This is a genomic window from Escherichia sp. 94.0001 (assembly GCF_013369155.2).
GTDB lineage: Bacteria > Pseudomonadota > Gammaproteobacteria > Enterobacterales > Enterobacteriaceae > Escherichia > Escherichia coli_F.
Map to the genome: position 1 here is coordinate 1 of NZ_JABWMS020000001.1, position 19,436 is coordinate 19,436.

20 protein-coding genes are annotated in these 19,436 nt (G+C 50.9%); 12 read left to right on the forward strand and 8 right to left on the reverse strand.

Annotated features, from left to right (window positions below):
* The first annotated feature begins 417 nt into the window (after positions 1 to 417).
* On the forward strand, positions 418 to 588 hold the full coding sequence (locus HEN33_RS00005) for a hypothetical protein (RefSeq protein WP_001354975.1): 171 nt from the start codon (positions 418 to 420) through the stop codon (positions 586 to 588).
* Between the two features lie 61 nt (positions 589 to 649).
* Here HEN33_RS00005 and zupT read toward each other — a convergent pair whose 3' ends face one another.
* Positions 650 to 1,423, reverse strand: coding sequence for a zinc transporter ZupT (gene zupT, locus HEN33_RS00010; protein WP_001295627.1), 774 nt, complete (start codon positions 1,421 to 1,423; stop codon positions 650 to 652).
* A 142-nt stretch (positions 1,424 to 1,565) separates the two neighbouring features.
* Here zupT and ygiD point away from each other — a divergent pair, with 142 nt between their 5' ends.
* Positions 1,566 to 2,354 (forward strand): 4,5-DOPA-extradiol-dioxygenase, encoded by a 789-nt coding sequence (ygiD, locus tag HEN33_RS00015; protein ID WP_001364330.1) that lies wholly within the window; start codon positions 1,566 to 1,568, stop codon positions 2,352 to 2,354.
* A 37-nt stretch (positions 2,355 to 2,391) separates the two neighbouring features.
* Here ygiD and HEN33_RS00020 read toward each other — a convergent pair whose 3' ends face one another.
* From HEN33_RS00020 to tolC, 3 genes are all read right to left on the reverse strand, one after another.
* Complete coding sequence (locus HEN33_RS00020; RefSeq protein ID WP_176263710.1) at positions 2,392 to 3,552, reverse strand: glutathionylspermidine synthase family protein; 1,161 nt, start codon at positions 3,550 to 3,552, stop codon at positions 2,392 to 2,394.
* Positions 3,553 to 3,557: 5 nt separating this feature from the next.
* Complete coding sequence (locus HEN33_RS00025; RefSeq protein WP_000831534.1) at positions 3,558 to 4,229, reverse strand: DUF1190 family protein; 672 nt, start codon at positions 4,227 to 4,229, stop codon at positions 3,558 to 3,560.
* 147 nt (positions 4,230 to 4,376) lie between these two features.
* Entirely contained in the window at positions 4,377 to 5,858 is a 1,482-nt protein-coding gene (tolC, locus tag HEN33_RS00030; protein WP_000735299.1) for an outer membrane channel protein TolC, read from the reverse strand.
* A gap of 204 nt (positions 5,859 to 6,062) precedes the next feature.
* Between tolC and nudF the strand changes: the two genes are divergently transcribed.
* The 5 genes from nudF to parE are packed head-to-tail and all read left to right on the forward strand — an operon-like array spanning position 6,063 to position 10,469.
* Positions 6,063 to 6,692: an ADP-ribose diphosphatase gene (gene nudF, locus HEN33_RS00035; protein WP_176263711.1), complete on the forward strand. Its 630-nt coding sequence runs from the start codon at positions 6,063 to 6,065 to the stop codon at positions 6,690 to 6,692.
* On the forward strand, positions 6,693 to 7,115 hold the full coding sequence (locus HEN33_RS00040; protein WP_000833393.1) for a DUF1249 family protein: 423 nt from the start codon (positions 6,693 to 6,695) through the stop codon (positions 7,113 to 7,115).
* Positions 7,116 to 7,139: 24 nt separating this feature from the next.
* The gene (cpdA, locus tag HEN33_RS00045; RefSeq protein WP_032185146.1) at positions 7,140 to 7,967 is read left to right on the forward strand and encodes a 3',5'-cyclic-AMP phosphodiesterase; all 828 of its coding nucleotides are present in this window, start codon (positions 7,140 to 7,142) and stop codon (positions 7,965 to 7,967) included.
* Positions 7,967 to 8,548, forward strand: a complete 582-nt coding sequence (gene yqiA / locus HEN33_RS00050) for an esterase YqiA (protein ID WP_176263712.1) — start codon at positions 7,967 to 7,969, stop codon at positions 8,546 to 8,548. The genes cpdA and yqiA overlap by 1 nt, the downstream gene beginning before the upstream one ends.
* Positions 8,549 to 8,576: 28 nt before the next feature.
* The gene (gene parE, locus HEN33_RS00055; RefSeq protein ID WP_176263713.1) at positions 8,577 to 10,469 is read left to right on the forward strand and encodes a DNA topoisomerase IV subunit B; all 1,893 of its coding nucleotides are present in this window, start codon (positions 8,577 to 8,579) and stop codon (positions 10,467 to 10,469) included.
* A 47-nt stretch (positions 10,470 to 10,516) separates the two neighbouring features.
* Here parE and HEN33_RS00060 read toward each other — a convergent pair whose 3' ends face one another.
* Complete coding sequence (locus HEN33_RS00060; protein WP_000633737.1) at positions 10,517 to 10,831, reverse strand: putative quinol monooxygenase; 315 nt, start codon at positions 10,829 to 10,831, stop codon at positions 10,517 to 10,519.
* A gap of 30 nt (positions 10,832 to 10,861) precedes the next feature.
* Positions 10,862 to 11,443: an NADPH:quinone oxidoreductase MdaB gene (mdaB, locus tag HEN33_RS00065; protein ID WP_000065430.1), complete on the reverse strand. Its 582-nt coding sequence runs from the start codon at positions 11,441 to 11,443 to the stop codon at positions 10,862 to 10,864.
* Positions 11,444 to 11,759: 316 nt separating this feature from the next.
* Here mdaB and HEN33_RS00070 point away from each other — a divergent pair, with 316 nt between their 5' ends.
* Positions 11,760 to 12,092 (forward strand): DUF2645 family protein, encoded by a 333-nt coding sequence (locus HEN33_RS00070; protein ID WP_000912121.1) that lies wholly within the window; start codon positions 11,760 to 11,762, stop codon positions 12,090 to 12,092.
* A gap of 45 nt (positions 12,093 to 12,137) precedes the next feature.
* Here the strand turns inward: HEN33_RS00070 and qseC are convergent, their stop codons facing one another.
* Both qseC and qseB read right to left on the reverse strand, forming a co-directional pair.
* Positions 12,138 to 13,487, reverse strand: coding sequence for a quorum sensing histidine kinase QseC (gene qseC, locus HEN33_RS00075; RefSeq protein WP_000673345.1), 1,350 nt, complete (start codon positions 13,485 to 13,487; stop codon positions 12,138 to 12,140).
* On the reverse strand, positions 13,484 to 14,143 hold the full coding sequence (gene qseB / locus HEN33_RS00080) for a quorum sensing response regulator transcription factor QseB (protein WP_001221493.1): 660 nt from the start codon (positions 14,141 to 14,143) through the stop codon (positions 13,484 to 13,486). The genes qseC and qseB overlap by 4 nt, the downstream gene beginning before the upstream one ends.
* A gap of 151 nt (positions 14,144 to 14,294) precedes the next feature.
* Between qseB and ygiW the strand changes: the two genes are divergently transcribed.
* The 4 genes from ygiW to parC all read left to right on the forward strand — a co-directional run bounded on the left by ygiW (position 14,295) and on the right by parC (position 19,334).
* Complete coding sequence (gene ygiW / locus HEN33_RS00085; protein WP_000712658.1) at positions 14,295 to 14,687, forward strand: OB fold stress tolerance protein YgiW; 393 nt, start codon at positions 14,295 to 14,297, stop codon at positions 14,685 to 14,687.
* Between the two features lie 52 nt (positions 14,688 to 14,739).
* A complete protein-coding gene (locus HEN33_RS00090) occupies positions 14,740 to 15,222 on the forward strand; it encodes an AraC family transcriptional regulator (RefSeq protein WP_000793821.1) in 483 nt (160 codons plus the stop codon).
* Between the two features lie 108 nt (positions 15,223 to 15,330).
* Positions 15,331 to 16,938, forward strand: coding sequence for an ABC transporter substrate-binding protein (locus HEN33_RS00095; protein ID WP_176263714.1), 1,608 nt, complete (start codon positions 15,331 to 15,333; stop codon positions 16,936 to 16,938).
* Between the two features lie 137 nt (positions 16,939 to 17,075).
* Positions 17,076 to 19,334 (forward strand): DNA topoisomerase IV subunit A, encoded by a 2,259-nt coding sequence (parC, locus tag HEN33_RS00100; protein ID WP_001281881.1) that lies wholly within the window; start codon positions 17,076 to 17,078, stop codon positions 19,332 to 19,334.
* The last annotated feature ends 102 nt before the right edge of the window (positions 19,335 to 19,436 follow it).

Sequence of the window (19,436 nt, forward strand, 5' to 3'; positions counted from 1 at the left end):
GTTATATATTTTGATGCATATATCTAGATATTTGTTGAATTTCGTTATGTATGATACATTTTTTGTATGGGTCACGGTGAAAGAATGACCACTTATTGACAAAAGTTTACTTCTGATATTGTAAGGTGGTAGAGTATAATTATTATAACGAGTAGGAACGTAATAATCACGAAGATATAATATATATCTGGTGGTGCTTATTAATATTAATTAGTGATGTTCCATCCGGGAATAGGATGCATTAATAGTCTTGGTTGTTTCTTTTTTAATCGAGTATGGTGTATAATACAACACTTACTATGATCGAAATCATATACTTGATCCACAATTATGCGAGTATATGAATATATTCAACGATGGATATGTGAAATTTTAATGCTAAATGTTTAGTAATGTTAAATTATGAAGGTGAATAGGATGTTTATTGCCTGGTACTGGATTGTATTAATTGTTCTACTAGCTGGTGGCTATTTTCTTCATCTTAAACGTTACTGTAAAGCTTTTCGTCATGACAGAGATGCGCTGTTAGCTGCTCAAAGTAAATTAGATAAACGCTTCGATAAAGACGTATTTGAAAAGCATCAATAATACCTTTAATAACGATACAGATGTTGCCTTTAGCAATGGGCAACATCTGTCATAATCGTCTTTAACCAATTCCCGCCGTTTGTAGTAGCACTAAACTGAATCCCATCACTGACATTCCACATAGCACGCCATAGCTGGGGTTATTATTGGGGTCAATCTCTTTAGCTAGCGGCATTAATTCATCAACCGAGAGCGCCACCATAATTCCTGCAACCGCCGCCATGATTGCCGCCATGACCACCGGAGAAATCATGCTACCGAGGATTAACCACGCCAGCACACCACCAAGAATTTCTGCCAGCCCAGAAATGCCCGCCCACAAAATTGCGGTGCGTTTTGACCCCGTTGCCGCGTAAACCGGCCCCGCAACTGCCAGACCTTCAGGAATATTATGCAATGCAACAGCCAGCGCGATGCCAAAGCCCAGCTCCAGGTTACTGCTCGCCGTGACAAAGGTGGCAATGCCTTCCGGGAAGTTATGCAGACTGATGCCGAGAGTGAGCAGAATGGCTGTGCGCTTGATCGATTTTGGCAACGGCTGCACCGATTTTTGCATTAAATCCTGCGGATGTGCATGTGGCAACATGCGGTCCAGACCAAAATAGCCAAGCAGACCGAAGATAAACATTCCATAACCCAGCACAGGCGACATTCCTTCGGCGGCTAATGCGGCAGGAAGCATTTCCATTAATGAGATGAGCAACATGATCCCCGCCGCAAATCCTAGCGAAAACGCCAGTAAGCGGTTCGAGGGTTTTTGTCCGAGAACGCCGAGAAACGCGCCAATAAACGTGGCTGCCCCCGCCAGTATGGTCAGAATGAGAGGTACTGACATCGACAACTCCTTATAAATCTTTACCTTCAGGCAGATCGTCAAAATAACTGATGATCATCATCATTGTTATCCGGGTTCTTACTCCGCCGAACAAGCGTATTGTGAGGATATCAAAATGACACCTTTAGTTAAGGATATCATCATGTCTTCAACACGTATGCCAGCATTGTTTTTAGGTCACGGTAGTCCGATGAACGTGCTGGAAGATAATTTGTATACCCGCAGCTGGCAGAAGTTGGGGATGACATTGCCACGCCCACAAGCGATTGTGGTGGTTTCGGCTCACTGGTTTACCCGTGGAACTGGAGTGACCGCGATGGAGACGCCGCCCACGATTCATGATTTTGGCGGTTTTCCGCAGGCGCTGTACGACACCCATTATCCTGCTCCGGGTTCGCCTGCGCTGGCACAGCGTCTGGTTGAGCTGTTAGCGCCGGTCCCTGTGACGCTGGATAAAGAAGCCTGGGGCTTTGACCACGGTTCCTGGGGCGTGCTGATTAAGATGTATCCTGACGCCGATATCCCGATGGTGCAGTTGAGTATCGACAGTACCAAACCTGCCGCCTGGCACTTTGAGATGGGGCGTAAACTGGCAGCGCTGCGGGATGAAGGAATAATGTTGGTCGCCAGCGGTAACGTGGTGCACAACCTGCGTACGGTGAAGTGGCACGGTGATAGTTCACCGTATCCTTGGGCGATGTCGTTTAATGAGTATGTGAAAGCGAATCTGACGTGGCAAGGGCCGGTAGAGCAGCATCCTCTGGTGAATTATCTCGACCATGAAGGTGGCGCGTTATCGAACCCAACGCCAGAGCACTATCTGCCGTTGTTGTATGTCTTAGGTGCGTGGGATGGGCAGGAGCCAATTACCATTCCGGTCGATGGTATAGAAATGGGCAGTTTAAGTATGTTGTCGGTGCAGATAGGCTAATAATTACCGGATGGCGAGTGCCATCCGGTATCATGGCTTATTCAACAAAAATATGTGGATAAAACCGAGACATATCCTGGGTGATCAATGCACGGTCTTCACGAATGCCAATTCCGGCAGGTTGATCGTTCACCAGCCAGCTACCAATCAGCATATAGCTGTCGCCGAATTTCGGTAACGGGTGGAATTGCTGAACAATCATCCCTTCTTCGCCATACGGACCTTCCGCTGCTTCAATGGTTTTGCCGTTCTCAATGATCGACACGTTTGCGCCTTCACGGGAGAAGATCGGTTTAACCACATATTTTTCCATTTGCGGATGATCATCTTCCGCAAAATAAGCGGGCAGCAGGTTCGGGTGATTCGGGAACATCTCCCACAGTAGCGGCAGAAGCGCTTTGTTGGAGATAATGCTCTTCCACGCCGGTTCCAGCCAGCGTACGCCTGCATCCTCCAGCTTGGTGGAGAACATCTCACGCAGCATAAATTCCCACGGATACAGCTTGAACAGGTTAGAAATCACCTGATCCTGTAAATCCGTGAACTGACCTTTTTCGCCTAAACCGATATCGTCGATGTAGAGGAATTCAGTAGCGATTTCAGCTTCTGTCGCGCAGTCCTGCAAATACTGAATGGTTCCGCGATCTTCCACCGTGTCGCGACAGCAGGTGAGATGCAGCAACTGGAAGCCATACTGTTCACGCAGCTCGACAAAGCGATCGATCAGCTTCTCTTGCAGACTGTTAAACTGGTCGCTGCCTTCCGGAAGGTTGCCCGCGTTAAGCTGATCTTCCAGCCAGATCCACTGAAAGAATGCGGCTTCATACAGTGACGTTGGCGTATCGGCGTTATTTTCCAGAAGTTTAGGTTCGCCAGTGCCATCCCACGCCAGATCGAGACGCGAATAAAGCGACGGCTGGTGAGTCAGCCATGACTGGCGCACAAAACTCCAGGTATGTTTTGGAATGCGGAATTTAGTCATCAGCTCATCGCTGGCGATCACTTTTTCCACCACTTTCAGGCACATCTGGTGCAGTTCGGCGGTGACTTCTTCCAGCTTTTCAACCTGGGCGAGGGTCAACTTGTAGTAAGCATCTTCACACCAGTACGGTTCGCCGTACATGGTGTGAAAATTGAAACCGTATTCTTGGGCTTTTTCGTGCCAGTCCGGGCGCTCGGTAATACTGACTCTTTCCATCGGTATCAGCCACCCATTGAACGAGAAGAGGTGCCGGTTGCGCTACGCTGCATAGTGCTTTGTTTGGCAACAGATTCACCAAAACCGCCACGGGTAACAGTAGTGGTGGTCGCCGGTTTTGGCGCCATGGCTGTCTTCGGTACGGTCATGGTGCGGCCTGGCTGCGCTGCGCCATAGTTTTTACCCGTCGCGTCGGTATATTTACCGTAAGCTGGGCTGGCTGGGTTTTTCGAGGAGAACAGCGGCTGTTGTGCAAAGCCCGCGCCGCCGCCCATCAGACGCCCCATCATGTAACCGGCCATCAGCGGCATCCAGAAACTCCCACTGGATTGCTGGGCCTGCGCCTGGTTTTCTGGTGCCATACCAGCCTGGGCTGGTGCCTGCTGGCACTGGCCTTCGCCAAATTCAGCAATACAGTCTTCACGAGTGGCGTATTTCGGCGCAGTACGTTCGGCTTCTTTCAGCGCATTGTTGTACGCAGTGGTACATTCGGCGCTTTTGCCTGGGTTTGCAGCTGAACAGTCGTCAGCATTTTGATAGAGAGACACTGTTTCATCACTCTTTTCACAGCCTGCCAGCATAAAAACAGTGGCAACAGCAAGAGCGACAGGTGTCAGATGGCGTGCGCTCCAGTTTTTGCGGAACGATGCGTGGCGTATGGATTTTGTCCGTTTCATTTTTGTCTTCCGGGACCAGTGGTAAATACCCATCAGAATAGAGGATGGCTGGTCGAAATTGAAGCGGGAAGGGGGAAGAATGCGGTAGATAACCCGTATCTTTACGTTGCCTTACGTTCAGACGGGGCCGAAGCCCCGTCGTCAGCATCAGTTACGGAAAGGGTTATGACCGTTACTGGTAGTCGTGCGTGCGGATGCTTGCTGAACGGCTGGGGCCGGGCTATCTGGTGCATAACCATCAGCAATAGCATTTTGTTCTGGCGTTTGCGGCGCAACGTTTTCTGGATTAGTGGAAACCGGTTTGCTCAGCGCATTGTTCAGTGCCAGCAGATCCTGCTCGTTCAACGTACCCAGAGCTGATTTAATATTCAACTGGTTAATCAGGTAGTTATAACGCGCATTCGCCAGCTCTTGCTTGGCGTTGTACAGCGTGGTGGTGGCATCCAGCACATCAACAATGGTACGCGTACCGACCGAGTAGCCCGCTTCCATCGCGTCTAATGAGCTTTGAGCGGAAACTACGGCTTGTTTGTAGGCGTTAATGCTGCTGATAGAAGCATTAATGTTGTTGAAGGAGGAACGCACGGTTTGCACGACGCTACGATGCGCGCTTTCCAGTTGTTCGCTGGCACCAACAAAGTTGTACTGTGCCTGTTTCACCTGCGAGTTAACCATTCCGCCCTGATAAATCGGCAGCGAGAAGCTCAGGCCAACTTTGTTCTGTCCCATATTGCTATCGTCATACTGGGTACCAGCGGCACCACGAGTTTTCGAACCGCTATATGAGGTGTCAGAAATCCCGGTAGAAGCCGTTAAATCCAGAGTCGGTAAGTGACCATCCTGCGCCTGGCGAATTTGCTCGCGCGCCAGGTCCTGACTCAAGCGTGCCTGTAACAGCGACAGGTTGCGTTTTTCGGCTTCTTTCAGCAGTGCGTTAACCGGCTGTGGTTTGTCGGTTTTAAAGTTTTCGACATTCAGCGCCGCCAGTTCCGGATAATAGTTACCGGTGATCTGGCGCAGCTGCTCTACCGCGTTATCAAGGTTATTACGTGCGGTCACTTCGTTCGCCAGCACGGTATCGTACTGTGCGCGGGCGTTCTGCACGTCGGTGATCGCTACCAGGCCCACGTTAAAACGTTGGGTGGTTTGATCTAACTGACGGTAGATCGCTTCTTTTTGCGCCTGCGTATAGGAAAGAACATCAATGGCATTCAACACGTTGAAATAAGCAGTCGCGGTGTTGAGGATCAAGGTTTGTTGATCGGTCTGATACGTGACGTCCTGAATACCCGCTGCTTTTTCCTGTAGCGTTAACGCACGCCATTTCGACATATCAAAAATGGATTGAGTTAACTGCAGGGACGCACTGGTCGCGTTAGAGTTGATGCCGTTCGCGTCGCGGTAGCCGTTGCTATAGGTGTAATCTGCACCTAAACCTAGCTGTGGCAGTAATGGACTGCGCGCTTCATTAATTTTTTCAAAGGCAGCATCACGATCGGCGGCAGACTTACGCAATTCCGGGTTACTAAGGCGTGCTTGCTGATAAACTTGCATCAGGTTCTCGGCCTGGCTCAACGTACTGAACCCAGAAAGGCTCAGGCCGATAAGAATGGGGAGCAATTTCTTCATTTGCATTCCTTGTGGTGAAGCAGTATTTAGCGCGATCAAACTGTAAAATTATTGCGGATTCTAGCAGAAGCCGCTACCGCAAAAGGTTGGCGTTACGTGCCATAGGGCGTTAATGTGCCTCAATTTAACACATGACTGCTCAAACGGCAGTCAAACGTCGCTGAAATTCACATTTAATTCACTATTAGTGCCAGGACATTAACAATGCTTAAGCCAGACAACCTGCCCGTTACTTTTGGCAAAAACGATGTTGAAATTATTGCACGAGAAACACTTTATCGCGGCTTTTTTTCATTAGATCTTTATAGATTTCGTCATCGTCTATTCAACGGGCAAATGAGTCGTGAGGTACGGCGGGAAATTTTTGAGCGCGGTCACGCCGCAGTCTTGCTACCCTTTGACCCAGTGCGCGATGAAGTTGTGCTGATTGAGCAGATTCGGATTGCCGCGTATGACACCAGCGAAACCCCCTGGCTACTGGAGATGGTGGCCGGGATGATTGAAGAGGGTGAAAGTGTGGAAGATGTCGCCCGTCGCGAAGCGATTGAAGAGGCGGGACTGATAGTCAAACGGACCAAACCGGTGTTAAGTTTCCTGGCAAGCCCTGGGGGCACCAGTGAGCGTTCGTCAATTATGGTGGGCGAAGTGGACGCCACGGCCGCAAGCGGTATTCACGGTCTGGCTGATGAAAACGAAGATATTCGCGTTCATGTGGTAAGCCGGGAACAGGCATACCAATGGGTAGAAGAGGGGAAAATCGACAACGCAGCGTCGGTCATCGCTTTGCAATGGCTGCAGATGCATCATCAAGCGTTAAAAAATGAGTGGGCATAAATGAAGCGTTACACACCTGACTTTCCTGAAATGATGCGCCTGTGCGAGATGAACTTTTCACAATTGCGGCGTTTGTTACCGCGCAATGACGCACCCGGCGAAACTGTAAGCTATCAGGTGGCAAACGCACAATATCGGCTAACGATTGTGGAATCGACCCGATACACTACCCTGGTGACAATCGAACAGACTGCGCCCGCGATCAGTTACTGGAGCCTTCCGTCAATGACGGTGCGTCTGTATCATGACGCGATGGTGGCTGAAGTGTGTTCAAGTCAGCAGATTTTTCGCTTCAAAGCGCGGTATGATTATCCTAATAAAAAGTTGCATCAACGCGACGAAAAGCATCAAATTAACCAGTTTTTAGCGGACTGGTTGCGATACTGTTTAGCACATGGAGCGATGGCGATTCCGGTTTATTAGCGTCGTGAAACCTAAGGACACCATTTGGAAAGCCTGTTAACCCTTCCTCTGGCTGGTGAGGCCAGAGTCAGGATTTTACAAATTACCGACACTCACCTGTTTGCGCAAAAGCACGAAGCCCTGTTGGGGGTAAATACCTGGGAAAGCTACCAGGCGGTGCTGGAGGCGATTCGTCCACACCAGCACGAATTCGACCTGATTGTCGCGACCGGTGATTTAGCGCAGGATCAATCCTCTGCGGCCTATCAGCATTTCGCTGAAGGCATCGCAAGTTTTCGTGCGCCCTGCGTCTGGCTGCCGGGCAACCACGATTTTCAGCCTGCGATGTACAGCGCGCTACAGGATGCGGGGATCTCCCCGGCGAAGCGGGTGTTTATTGGTGAGCAATGGCAAATCCTGTTGCTGGATAGCCAGGTGTTTGGCGTGCCGCACGGTGAGCTGAGCGAGTTTCAGCTTGAGTGGCTGGAACTTAAACTGGCTGATGCGCCAGAACGCCATACGTTGCTGCTGCTGCACCATCATCCGTTGCCTGCGGGCTGTAGCTGGCTTGACCAACACAGTCTGCGTAACGCGGGCGAACTGGATAACGTGCTGGCGAAGTTTCCGAACGTTAAATACTTGCTGTGTGGACATATCCATCAGGAGCTGGATCTCGACTGGAATGGTCGCCGCCTGCTGGCAACGCCATCGACCTGTGTACAGTTTAAGCCGCATTGTTCCAACTTTACGCTGGACACCATCGCGCCTGGCTGGCGTACGCTCGAGTTACATGCTGATGGTACGCTGACCACCGAGGTGCACCGCCTGGCGGACACACGTTTCCAACCTGATACCGCTTCAGAAGGCTACTGATGTCTACGCTTCTTTATTTACACGGTTTCAACAGTTCGCCGCGCTCTGCAAAAGCGAGTTTGTTGAAAAACTGGCTGGCGGAACATCACCCTGACGTTGAGATGATCATTCCGCAGTTACCGCCGTACCCTTCCGATGCGGCAGAACTGCTGGAATCCATTGTCCTGGAACATGGCGGCGATTCGCTGGGGATCGTCGGTTCATCACTGGGGGGATATTACGCCACCTGGTTGTCGCAATGTTTTATGCTGCCCGCCGTGGTGGTAAACCCAGCGGTGCGCCCGTTTGAACTGTTGACGGACTATCTCGGTCAGAACGAGAACCCCTACACCGGGCAGCAATATGTGCTAGAGTCACGCCATATTTACGATCTCAAAGTCATGCAGATTGACCCGCTGGAAGCGCCGGATTTGATCTGGCTGCTGCAACAGGCGGGAGATGAAGTGCTGGATTACCGCCAGGCGGTGGCGTACTACGCTTCCTGCCGCCAGACTGTTATAGAAGGCGGCAACCACGCATTCACAGGCTTCGAAGATTATTTCAACCCGATCGTCGATTTTCTTGGTCTGCACCATCTCTGACGATCAACTCGAATTGCTAACTTAAACCATGACGCAAACTTATAACGCTGATGCCATTGAGGTACTCACCGGGCTTGAGCCGGTTCGCCGCCGCCCGGGGATGTATACCGATACCACGCGCCCTAACCATTTGGGGCAAGAAGTCATTGATAACAGTGTCGATGAAGCACTGGCGGGTCACGCAAAACGCGTGGACGTTATTTTACATGCTGACCAGTCGTTAGAAGTGATTGATGATGGTCGCGGGATGCCGGTGGATATTCACCCTGAAGAAGGCGTTCCGGCGGTCGAACTGATTCTTTGCCGTTTGCACGCGGGTGGTAAATTCTCTAACAAAAACTACCAGTTCTCTGGCGGCCTGCATGGCGTGGGGATTTCGGTGGTTAACGCCCTGTCGAAGCGCGTAGAAGTTAACGTACGCCGCGATGGTCAGATCTATAACATCGCCTTTGAAAATGGCGAAAAGGTGCAGGATTTACAGGTTGTCGGTACTTGCGGTAAACGCAACACAGGCACCAGCGTGCACTTCTGGCCGGATGAAACTTTCTTTGACAGCCCGCGCTTCTCTGTTTCCCGTCTTACACATGTGCTGAAAGCCAAAGCGGTACTGTGCCCAGGCGTTGAGATCACTTTTAAAGATGAGATCAACAATACCGAACAACGCTGGTGCTATCAGGACGGTCTGAACGATTACCTGGCGGAAGCGGTAAACGGTTTACCGACGCTGCCGGAAAAACCGTTTATCGGTAATTTCGCTGGCGATACTGAAGCGGTGGACTGGGCGCTACTGTGGCTGCCGGAAGGTGGAGAACTGCTGACCGAAAGCTACGTCAACCTGATCCCTACGATGCAGGGCGGTACGCACGTTAACGGTTTGCGTCAGGGCCTGCTGGACGCAATGCGCGAGTTCTGTGAATACCGCAACATTCTGCCGCGCGGCGTGAAGCTATCAGCGGAAGATATCTGGGATCGCTGCGCCTATGTGCTGTCAGTAAAAATGCAGGATCCACAGTTTGCCGGGCAGACCAAAGAGCGCCTCTCCTCGCGTCAATGTGCGGCATTCGTTTCTGGTGTAGTGAAAGATGCTTTCATCCTGTGGCTGAACCAGAACGTTCAGGCGGCTGAACTGCTGGCGGAGATGGCGATTTCCAGCGCCCAGCGCCGTATGCGTGCGGCCAAGAAAGTGGTGCGTAAAAAGTTGACCAGCGGCCCGGCGCTGCCTGGCAAACTGGCTGACTGTACCGCGCAGGACCTTAACCGTACTGAACTGTTCCTCGTGGAAGGTGACTCCGCAGGCGGATCTGCCAAGCAGGCGCGCGATCGTGAATATCAGGCGATCATGCCGCTGAAAGGTAAGATCCTTAACACCTGGGAAGTTTCTTCCGACGAAGTACTGGCCTCGCAGGAAGTGCATGATATTTCGGTGGCGATCGGTATTGATCCTGACAGCGACGATCTTAGCCAACTGCGTTATGGCAAGATCTGTATCCTGGCGGATGCTGACTCCGATGGTCTGCACATTGCCACGTTGCTCTGCGCCTTGTTTGTAAAACACTTCCGTACGCTGGTGAAACACGGTCACGTATATGTAGCGCTACCACCGCTCTACCGCATTGACCTTGGCAAAGAGGTCTATTACGCCTTGACGGAAGAAGAGAAAGAGGGCGTGCTCGAGCAATTAAAACGCAAGAAAGGCAAGCCGAACGTCCAGCGTTTTAAAGGTCTGGGGGAAATGAACCCGATGCAATTGCGCGAAACCACGCTTGATCCGAACACTCGCCGTCTGGTGCAGTTGACTATCGATGATGAAGACGATCAGCGTACTGACGCGATGATGGATATGCTGCTGGCGAAGAAACGCTCGGAAGATCGCCGTAATTGGTTGCAAGAGAAAGGCGACATGGCGGAGATTGAGGTTTAAAGGAAAGAACATTGCCCGGTCAGGATGGCCGGGCAAACAAGGCAGGATTAAATCCCTGGCTGCAGGATACGAATATTCATCTCCAGCACGTCGCCTTTTACGGCTTCGCTGTACGCCTTCATGTGCGGGGTTTGCAGGTGCGCTTCAAGGTGCGCGATGCTTTCCCACTGCTCAATCATCACGATAGAATCCGGTGCCATAGACTGGAAACTCACGCCAGCAGCGCAATCCACCATTGGCGCATAGCCGTGGCAACCTTCTTCTTTCAGTACGGTTGGAACGATTTTAGCAAACTGATCCAACACTGCCTGACGGTGATGTTGACCAGGACGAGTACGGATTTCTGCGATTACTGTAATCATGGTTAACTCCTTCTAAAGCCAGAGCTCTAGTTAACCAAAAATTTCCACAAGATGCTTGCGATATTCTTCAGTATAGCGGGGAACATCAGGCATTTTTATCACGTCATTAGCGATAAATGTCGGCAGCGGTTCCATACCAAGGAATTGGTTTGCTTTATGGAACGGCAGATACACACCGTCGACGCCAACGCCGTGGAAGAATTGATCTTTTTCGGTGAAGGCTTCCATTGGTGCGTTCCAGGTCAGAGAAAGCATATATTTTTTGCCCTGTACCAGGCCGCCGGAACCGTATTTTTTTGACGGATCTTTGCGGGTACGGCCATCGCTGGCATACAGCGTCCCATGACCTTCGGTGAATACATCATCAATATATTTTTTCACTGTCCACGGCGCGCCCATCCACCAGCCTGGCATCTGCCAGATCACCACATCAGCCCAGAGAAAGTTTTGTACTTCCGCTTTGACATCGTAGTCGCTGTCGGCGCGAACGATGCGGACATCATGCCCGAGGTCGCGCAGCGTGCCATCCGCGACTTCGGTCAGGGTGTCGTTCAGTTGACCATTGGAGTGGGCGAATTTTTTCGCGCCGTTGATAATCAGGATGTTGCTCATTTTTTAACCTCAAGGTGAGACGTTTGCCGACTATAGTACGTCACAGAGCGGTACGGTGAAATTAGCAAAATGTGCAAAGTCTTTTGCGAATTTAGCAAAAGTCTGATCTTGCTCCGATTCACCGATGCAGGATAAATATTTTCTGAAAATGACAATACTGATAGCCATTCCTCATAATTCCTACTCGCACCGGATTAATTTACAGGTTTGGTTCGGTTTTTTGGGGATTAAAAATATGGCGTTGGATAAGTAAAAATGAAAATATCAACGCGTCACGTTGATAATTATAAATGGATTTTTATGAGCGTGCTAACATATGTTAAAGCATAAAATTCAAACAATATTTGAAGCTCTGTTATATATAATGCTTACTTATTGGTTAATAGATGCTTTTTTTGCATTCAATAAGTATGACTGGATGCTTGAGTCGGGAGACAATATTTGCAGTATACCTTCCGTTTCAGGCGAAGATCGTATATTGCAAACAATGATTGCAGCATTTTTTCTTCTGACGCCACTTATTATTATTATCTTAAGAAAACTCTTTGTGCGAGAAATGTTTGAGTTTTGGTTATATGTAATCTCGCTCGTTATTTGTTTGGTTTGTGGTTGGTGGCTTTTTTGGGGACGGTTTATATTTTGCTATTAATAAAATCTATGAGAGTCGTTTTAACGGCTCTCATAGACAGAGAAGTTACCAGCTTACTTTCGCCTCAAATCCACCTTGTTCCGCATTCCCAAACTCAACATTCATGCCATGCAGCTTGGCGATTCGCTGGACAATTGAAAGCCCAAGTCCACTGCCGGTAGCGGTTTGTCCGGGTGGGCGATAGAAGCGTTCGCCAATTCTCGCCAGTGCCTCTGGTGTCACACCGGGGCCGTTATCCCTCACGATGAAATTATCGGCATTCAGCGTGACGTCCACCACGCTACCTTGTGGACTGTAGCGCACGGCGTTATCCAGCAAATTTCGCACCAACAAACTTAGCAATAGCGGTTGTCCGGTGCGTTTGATGCCGTGGGCATTGAGTGTCAGTCGCACGTCAATTTTCGCCTGCTGCGCCGTGTGGTAAATATCCATCACCGACGATTGCAGGAGATCTTCAAGCGGGATCTCCGCGACGTCCTGAAGGTTATCCAGTGAGTCCAGCCGCGATAGCGTGAGCAGTTGATCAACCAGACGAGTAGCACGATCGATTCCGGAATGTAATTGAAGCAGCGCTTTTTTCCGCGCCTGCGGATCATCGTCAGAGAGCTGCGCAACTTCGGTTTGCACTTTCAGCGCCGTTAACGGGCTACGAAGTTCGTGAGCTGCGTCGGAGGTAAAGCGTCGTTCACGAACCATCATCGCATGTGTGCGGGCGAACAGTTGATTCAACGACTCAACCAGTGGACGCACTTCGCTGGGTACGCCCGTCGCGTTTAGTGGTTTTTCCGAGTCAGGGTCACGCATACGTAGTGCCAGCGCCAGTTTGTTCAGCGGCGCGAGTTCACGACCCAGTAGTACCATCATGATGATTAACATAATCGGCAGTGCGACAAGCCACGGGATCAATTGCCCGGCAACAATCGCCAGCGCCATGTCTTCACGGTATTCCCATTCCTGACCAACAACGATGCGATATTTGCCATCTGGTGAGGTCATCCAGACAAAACGCCAGGGATCTTTATCGCCCACCAGTTGCCCGTCAGCAAAACCTTCCCGTTGATAGCTATAGGGAATATCTTCTCCGTTATCCCCATCGTTAAGCACCATTCTGCCGTCGTGGGTAAAGATGGCAAAGGTCAGCGCATCGTCATCAACATGACCGTGTTTTAATTTATTTGGCGTCTGTGCCATGCGATCCGCCGCGTTGATTTCGTTGAGATCGAGCGTACTTAACCGTTTGGCAAACAGCATCAGTTGGGTGTCGAACAACTCATCGACGTTATCCGTTGTTTGTTTCCAGGCGACAAAGCTGGAAAGCAGCCAGGTTACCGAGGCCAGAATTAAAAAGATTAGCGTCAGCCTGACTCGCAGACTAAGACGTTGGGTAAATTTCATTTCTCACCTAATGTGTAGCCAATACCATGCACGGTACGAATAAAATCACTACCGAGTTTGCGTCGCAGATGATGCACATGCACTTCAACGGCATTACTGGTGACCTCTTCGTCCCAGGTATACAGTTTCTCTTCAATCAGTTTGCGCGGCAGTACTCGACCAGCGTTACGCATCAGTAATTCCAGCAGGGCAAATTCTTTTGGTTTCAGCGTTAAGGGTTCGCCAGCCAGCGTGGCGATACGTTTGCCGGGGTCGAGCATGACGTTACCGTGGCGCAGCTCGTTGCTGGCCTGGCCGTTGGTTCGGCGCATCAGAGCTTCCAGCCTGGCGGCGACTTCTATCAACGCAAAAGGTTTACACAGATAATCGTCAGCTCCCAGACGCAGCCCTTCTACACGTTCCGCCAGCGCATCGCGCGCGGTCAGGATCAGTACCGGCTCACGCTGACCTTTTTCTCGCCATTCGCGCAAAATATCGCGACCATCCATGCCCGGTAAGGTTAAATCCAGGATTACCGCATCATAAGGTGCGCTATAAAGCGCCTCTTTTCCCTGACGACCTTGGGTAAACCAGTCGACGCTAAAACCCATTTTACTAAGGCCCGTTTTGATGCCGTCGCCAATCAGCATGTCATCTTCTATCAGTAAAATTCGCATTTTTTCATCCCTGCGATAACCATATTTGCTGCCAGTAAACCGTGTTGTAACGCGCTCTGTACAGCACTAAATTTTATTTTTTTCCCTTAAGAAGTTGTTAAGGACTATCTTGTTAAATGCTCGAAAACAGACATTAAAGGGAGTAATAAACATGAAAAAATTCGCAGCAGTAATCGCAGTAATGGCCCTGTGCAGTGCACCGGTGATGGCAGCAGAGCAGGGCGGTTTTTCTGGTCCATCGGCAACACAAAGTCAGGCCGGAGGATTCCAGGGGCCGAATGGCAGCGTAACGACCGTAGAAAGCGCAAAATCCCTGCGTGATGACACCTGGGTCACCCTGCGCGGCAATATCGTTGAACGTATCTCTGACGATCTCTACGTGTTCAAAGATGCCAGCGGTACTATCAATGTTGATATCGACCACAAACGCTGGAACGGCGTGACGGTGACCCCGAAAGATACCGTTGAGATTCAGGGTGAAGTCGATAAAGACTGGAACTCTGTTGAAATTGACGTCAAACAGATCCGCAAAGTAAATCCGTAATTGTTAGCGCTCCCGGGACACGTTCCCGGGAATAATTTCGCAGGGAGGCAAAATGAAAAACCTGACACTGGATGTAAATATTATCGATTTCCCATCAATCCCTGTGGCGATGTTGCCACATCGCTGTAGCCCTGAATTGCTCAACTACAGCGTGGCGAAATTTATCATGTGGCGTAAAGAAACGGGGCTTTCTCCTGTTAACCAAAGCCAGACTTTTGGTGTCGCCTGGGATGACCCTGCCACCACCGTACCGGAAGCGTTTCGCTTTGATATCTGCGGCAGCGTTAACGAACCGATTCCCGATAATCGTTATGGCGTGAGTAATGGTGAACTTACCGGTGGACGTTATGCCGTGGCCCGCCACGTTGGCGAGCTGGACGATATTTCACATACGGTATGGGGCATCATTCGCCACTGGCTGCCTGCAAGCGGCGAGAAAATGCGTAAAGCACCGATTCTGTTTCACTACACCAATCTTGCCGAAGGGGTAACAGAGCAGCGACTGGAAACGGATGTTTATGTGCCGTTGGCGTGATGAAGAATCTTTACCGGAGTGTGAGCCAAATCACTCGCGATAAGTTTGAGCGAACAATGCCACAGGCGTATTGTTATTGGGCTTATAATTTCTCCGGTAAGGAATACCATGTATACGCGAAATTTATTATGGCTGGTCAGCCTGGTAAGTGCGGCTCCTCTCTACGATGCTGACGTTCCCGCCAACACACCGCTCGCCCCGCAACAAGTCTTTCGTTACAACAATCATAGCGACCCAGGTACGCTCGACCCGCAAAAGGTGGAGGAGAATACTGCCGCGCAGATTGTGCTGGATCTGTTTGAAGGTCTGGTATGGATGGACGGTGAAGGCCAGGTGCAGCCCGCTCAGGCTGAACGCTGGGAGATACTGGACGGCGGCAAGCGCTATATTTTCCATCTGCGTAGAGGTTTGCAGTGGTCAGACGGTCAGCCTCTGACGGCAGAGGATTTTGTCCTCGGCTGGCAGCGCGCGGTTGACCCGAAAACGGCAAGCCCTTTTGCTGGCTATCTGGCACAGGCGCACATTAACAATGCCGCGGCTATTGTTGCGGGTAAAGCAGATGTTACATCGCTGGGTGTCAAAGCGATGGATGATCGTACTATTGAAGTTACGCTTGAGCAGCCGGTTCCTTGGTTCACGACGATGCTCGCCTGGCCGACGCTGTTCCCGGTTCCCCATCATGTAATCGCGAAATATGGCGATAGCTGGAGTAAGCCTGCGCATATGGTTTACAACGGTGCCTTTGTGCTTGATAAATGGGTAGTTAACGAAAAGATTACTGCACGCAAAAATCCAAAGTACCGCGATGCGCAACATACGGTATTGCAACAGGTTGAGTATCTGGCGCTGGATAATTCGGTCACCGGCTATAACCGCTATCGCGCGGGAGAGGTCGATCTCACCTGGGTTCCGGCGCAGCAAATTCCTGCCATTGAAAAATCACTGCCTGGCGAGCTACGAATTATCCCGCGTCTGAACAGCGAATATTACAACTTTAACCTTGAGAAACCGCCATTTAACGATGTGCGGGTGCGTCGGGCGCTATATCTTACGGTTGATCGACAGCTTATTGCGCAAAAGGTACTGGGGTTGAGAACGCCCGCAACCACGCTGACGCCGCCAGAGGTAAAAGGCTTTAGCGCGACGACGTTCGATGAACTGCAAAAGCCAATGAGTGAGCGTGTCGCGATGGCAAAAGCCTTGCTGAAACAGGCGGGATACGACGCCTCTCATCCGCTACGCTTTGAGCTGTTCTACAACAAGTACGATCTGCATGAAAAAACCGCGATAGCGTTGTCTTCCGAATGGAAAAAATGGCTGGGTGCACAGGTGACGCTGCGCACAATGGAGTGGAAAACCTATCTTGATGCCCGACGAACCGGGGATTTCATGCTGTCTCGGCAGTCGTGGGATGCGACGTACAATGATGCTTCCAGCTTTCTGAACACGCTCAAAAGCGATAGTGAAGAAAACGTCGGTCACTGGAAAAATGCGCAGTATGACGCCTTACTAAACCAGGCCACGCAGATCACTGATGCGACAAAGCGTAATGCGTTGTATCAGCAGGCAGAAGTGATCATCAACCAGCAGGTACCGCTCATTCCCATCTACTATCAGCCGTTAATCAAACTGCTTAAACCCTACGTTGGCGGTTTTCCGCTGCATAATCCGCAGGATTATGTCTACAGCAAAGAGTTGTATATCAAGGCACATTGATGCCTTTATCGCCGTCGGAGCACGTCCGGCGGCGCTATTCACGCTGATCTCCTGTGACTCGACGCGGCAGATAATGTAGTATCTCCGGCAATATTGCCCCTTTGAAGGCTGGCGAATAAGTTGAGGAATCAGAATTAATGAGCGATATGGCAGAGCGCCTTGCGCTACATGAATTTACGGAAAACGCCTACTTAAATTACTCCATGTACGTAATCATGGACCGTGCGTTGCCGTTTATTGGTGATGGTCTGAAACCTGTTCAGCGCCGCATTGTGTATGCGATGTCTGAGCTGGGCCTGAATGCCAGCGCCAAATTTAAAAAATCGGCCCGTACCGTCGGTGACGTACTGGGTAAATACCATCCGCACGGCGATAGCGCTTGTTATGAAGCGATGGTCCTGATGGCGCAGCCGTTCTCTTACCGTTATCCGCTGGTTGATGGTCAGGGGAACTGGGGCGCGCCGGACGATCCGAAATCGTTCGCAGCAATGCGTTACACCGAATCCCGGTTGTCGAAATATTCCGAGCTGCTATTGAGCGAGCTGGGGCAGGGGACGGCTGACTGGGTGCCAAACTTCGACGGCACTTTGCAGGAGCCGAAAATGCTACCTGCCCGTTTGCCGAACATTTTGCTTAACGGCACCACCGGTATTGCCGTCGGTATGGCGACCGATATTCCACCGCATAACCTGCGTGAAGTGGCTCAGGCAGCAATCGCGTTAATCGACCAGCCGAAAACCACGCTCGACCAGCTGCTGGATATCGTGCAGGGGCCGGATTATCCGACCGAAGCGGAAATCATCACCTCGCGTGCCGAGATCCGTAAAATCTACGAAAATGGTCGTGGTTCTGTGCGTATGCGCGCGGTGTGGAAGAAAGAAGATGGGGCGGTGGTTATCAGCGCATTGCCGCATCAGGTTTCTGGTGCGCGCGTACTGGAGCAAATTGCTGCGCAAATGCGCAACAAAAAGCTGCCGATGGTTGACGATCTGCGCGATGAATCTGACCACGAGAATCCGACCCGTCTGGTGATTGTGCCGCGTTCCAACCGCGTGGATATGGATCAGGTGATGAACCACCTCTTCGCAACCACCGATCTGGAAAAGAGCTATCGTATTAACCTCAATATGATCGGTCTGGATGGTCGTCCGGCGGTGAAAAACCTGCTGGAAATTCTCTCCGAATGGCTGGTGTTCCGCCGCGATACCGTGCGCCGCCGACTGAACTATCGTCTGGAGAAAGTCCTCAAGCGCCTGCATATTCTGGAAGGTTTGCTGGTGGCGTTTCTCAATATCGACGAAGTGATTGAGATCATTCGCAATGAAGATGAACCGAAACCGGCGCTGATGTCGCGCTTTGGCCTCACGGAAACTCAGGCGGAAGCGATCCTCGAACTGAAACTGCGTCATCTCGCCAAACTGGAAGAGATGAAGATTCGCGGTGAGCAGAGTGAGCTGGAAAAAGAGCGCGACCAGTTGCAGGGCATTTTGGCTTCCGAGCGTAAAATGAATAACCTGCTGAAGAAAGAACTGCAGGCAGACGCGCAAGCCTACGGTGACGATCGTCGTTCGCCGTTGCAGGAACGCGAAGAAGCGAAAGCGATGAGCGAGCACGACATGTTGCCGTCTGAACCTGTCACCATTGTGCTGTCGCAGATGGGCTGGGTACGCAGCGCTAAAGGCCATGACATCGACGCGCCGGGCCTGAATTATAAAGCGGGTGATAGTTTCAAAGCAGCGGTGAAAGGCAAGAGTAACCAACCGGTAGTGTTTGTTGATTCCACCGGTCGTAGCTATGCCATCGACCCGATTACGCTGCCGTCGGCGCGTGGTCAGGGCGAACCGCTCACCGGCAAATTAACGTTGCCGCCTGGGGCGACCGTTGACCATATGCTGATGGAAAGCGACGATCAGAAACTGCTGATGGCTTCCGATGCGGGTTACGGTTTCGTCTGTACCTTTAACGATCTGGTGGCGCGTAACCGTGCAGGTAAGGCTTTGATCACCTTACCGGAAAATGCCCATGTTATGCCGCCGGTGGTGATTGAAGATGCTTCCGATATGCTGCTGGCAATCACTCAGGCAGGCCGTATGTTGATGTTCCCGGTAAGCGATCTGCCGCAGCTGTCGAAGGGCAAAGGCAACAAGATTATCAACATTCCGTCGGCAGAAGCCGCGCGTGGCGAGGATGGTCTGGCGCAACTGTACGTTCTGCCGCCGCAAAGCACGCTGACCATTCATGTTGGGAAACGCAAAATTAAACTGCGTCCGGAAGAGCTACAGAAAGTCACTGGCGAACGTGGACGCCGCGGTACGTTGATGCGCGGTTTGCAGCGTATCGATCGTGTCGAGATCGACTCTCCTCGCCGCGCCAGCAGCGGCGATAGCGAAGAGTAGTATGCCGGGGAGGGTATTGCTTCCTCCCGCTTGCAAGGAACGCCGGATGAAACGTTAAGTCGTCATCCGGCAGCATATTCAACCCCCGGAAACGATAAAAAT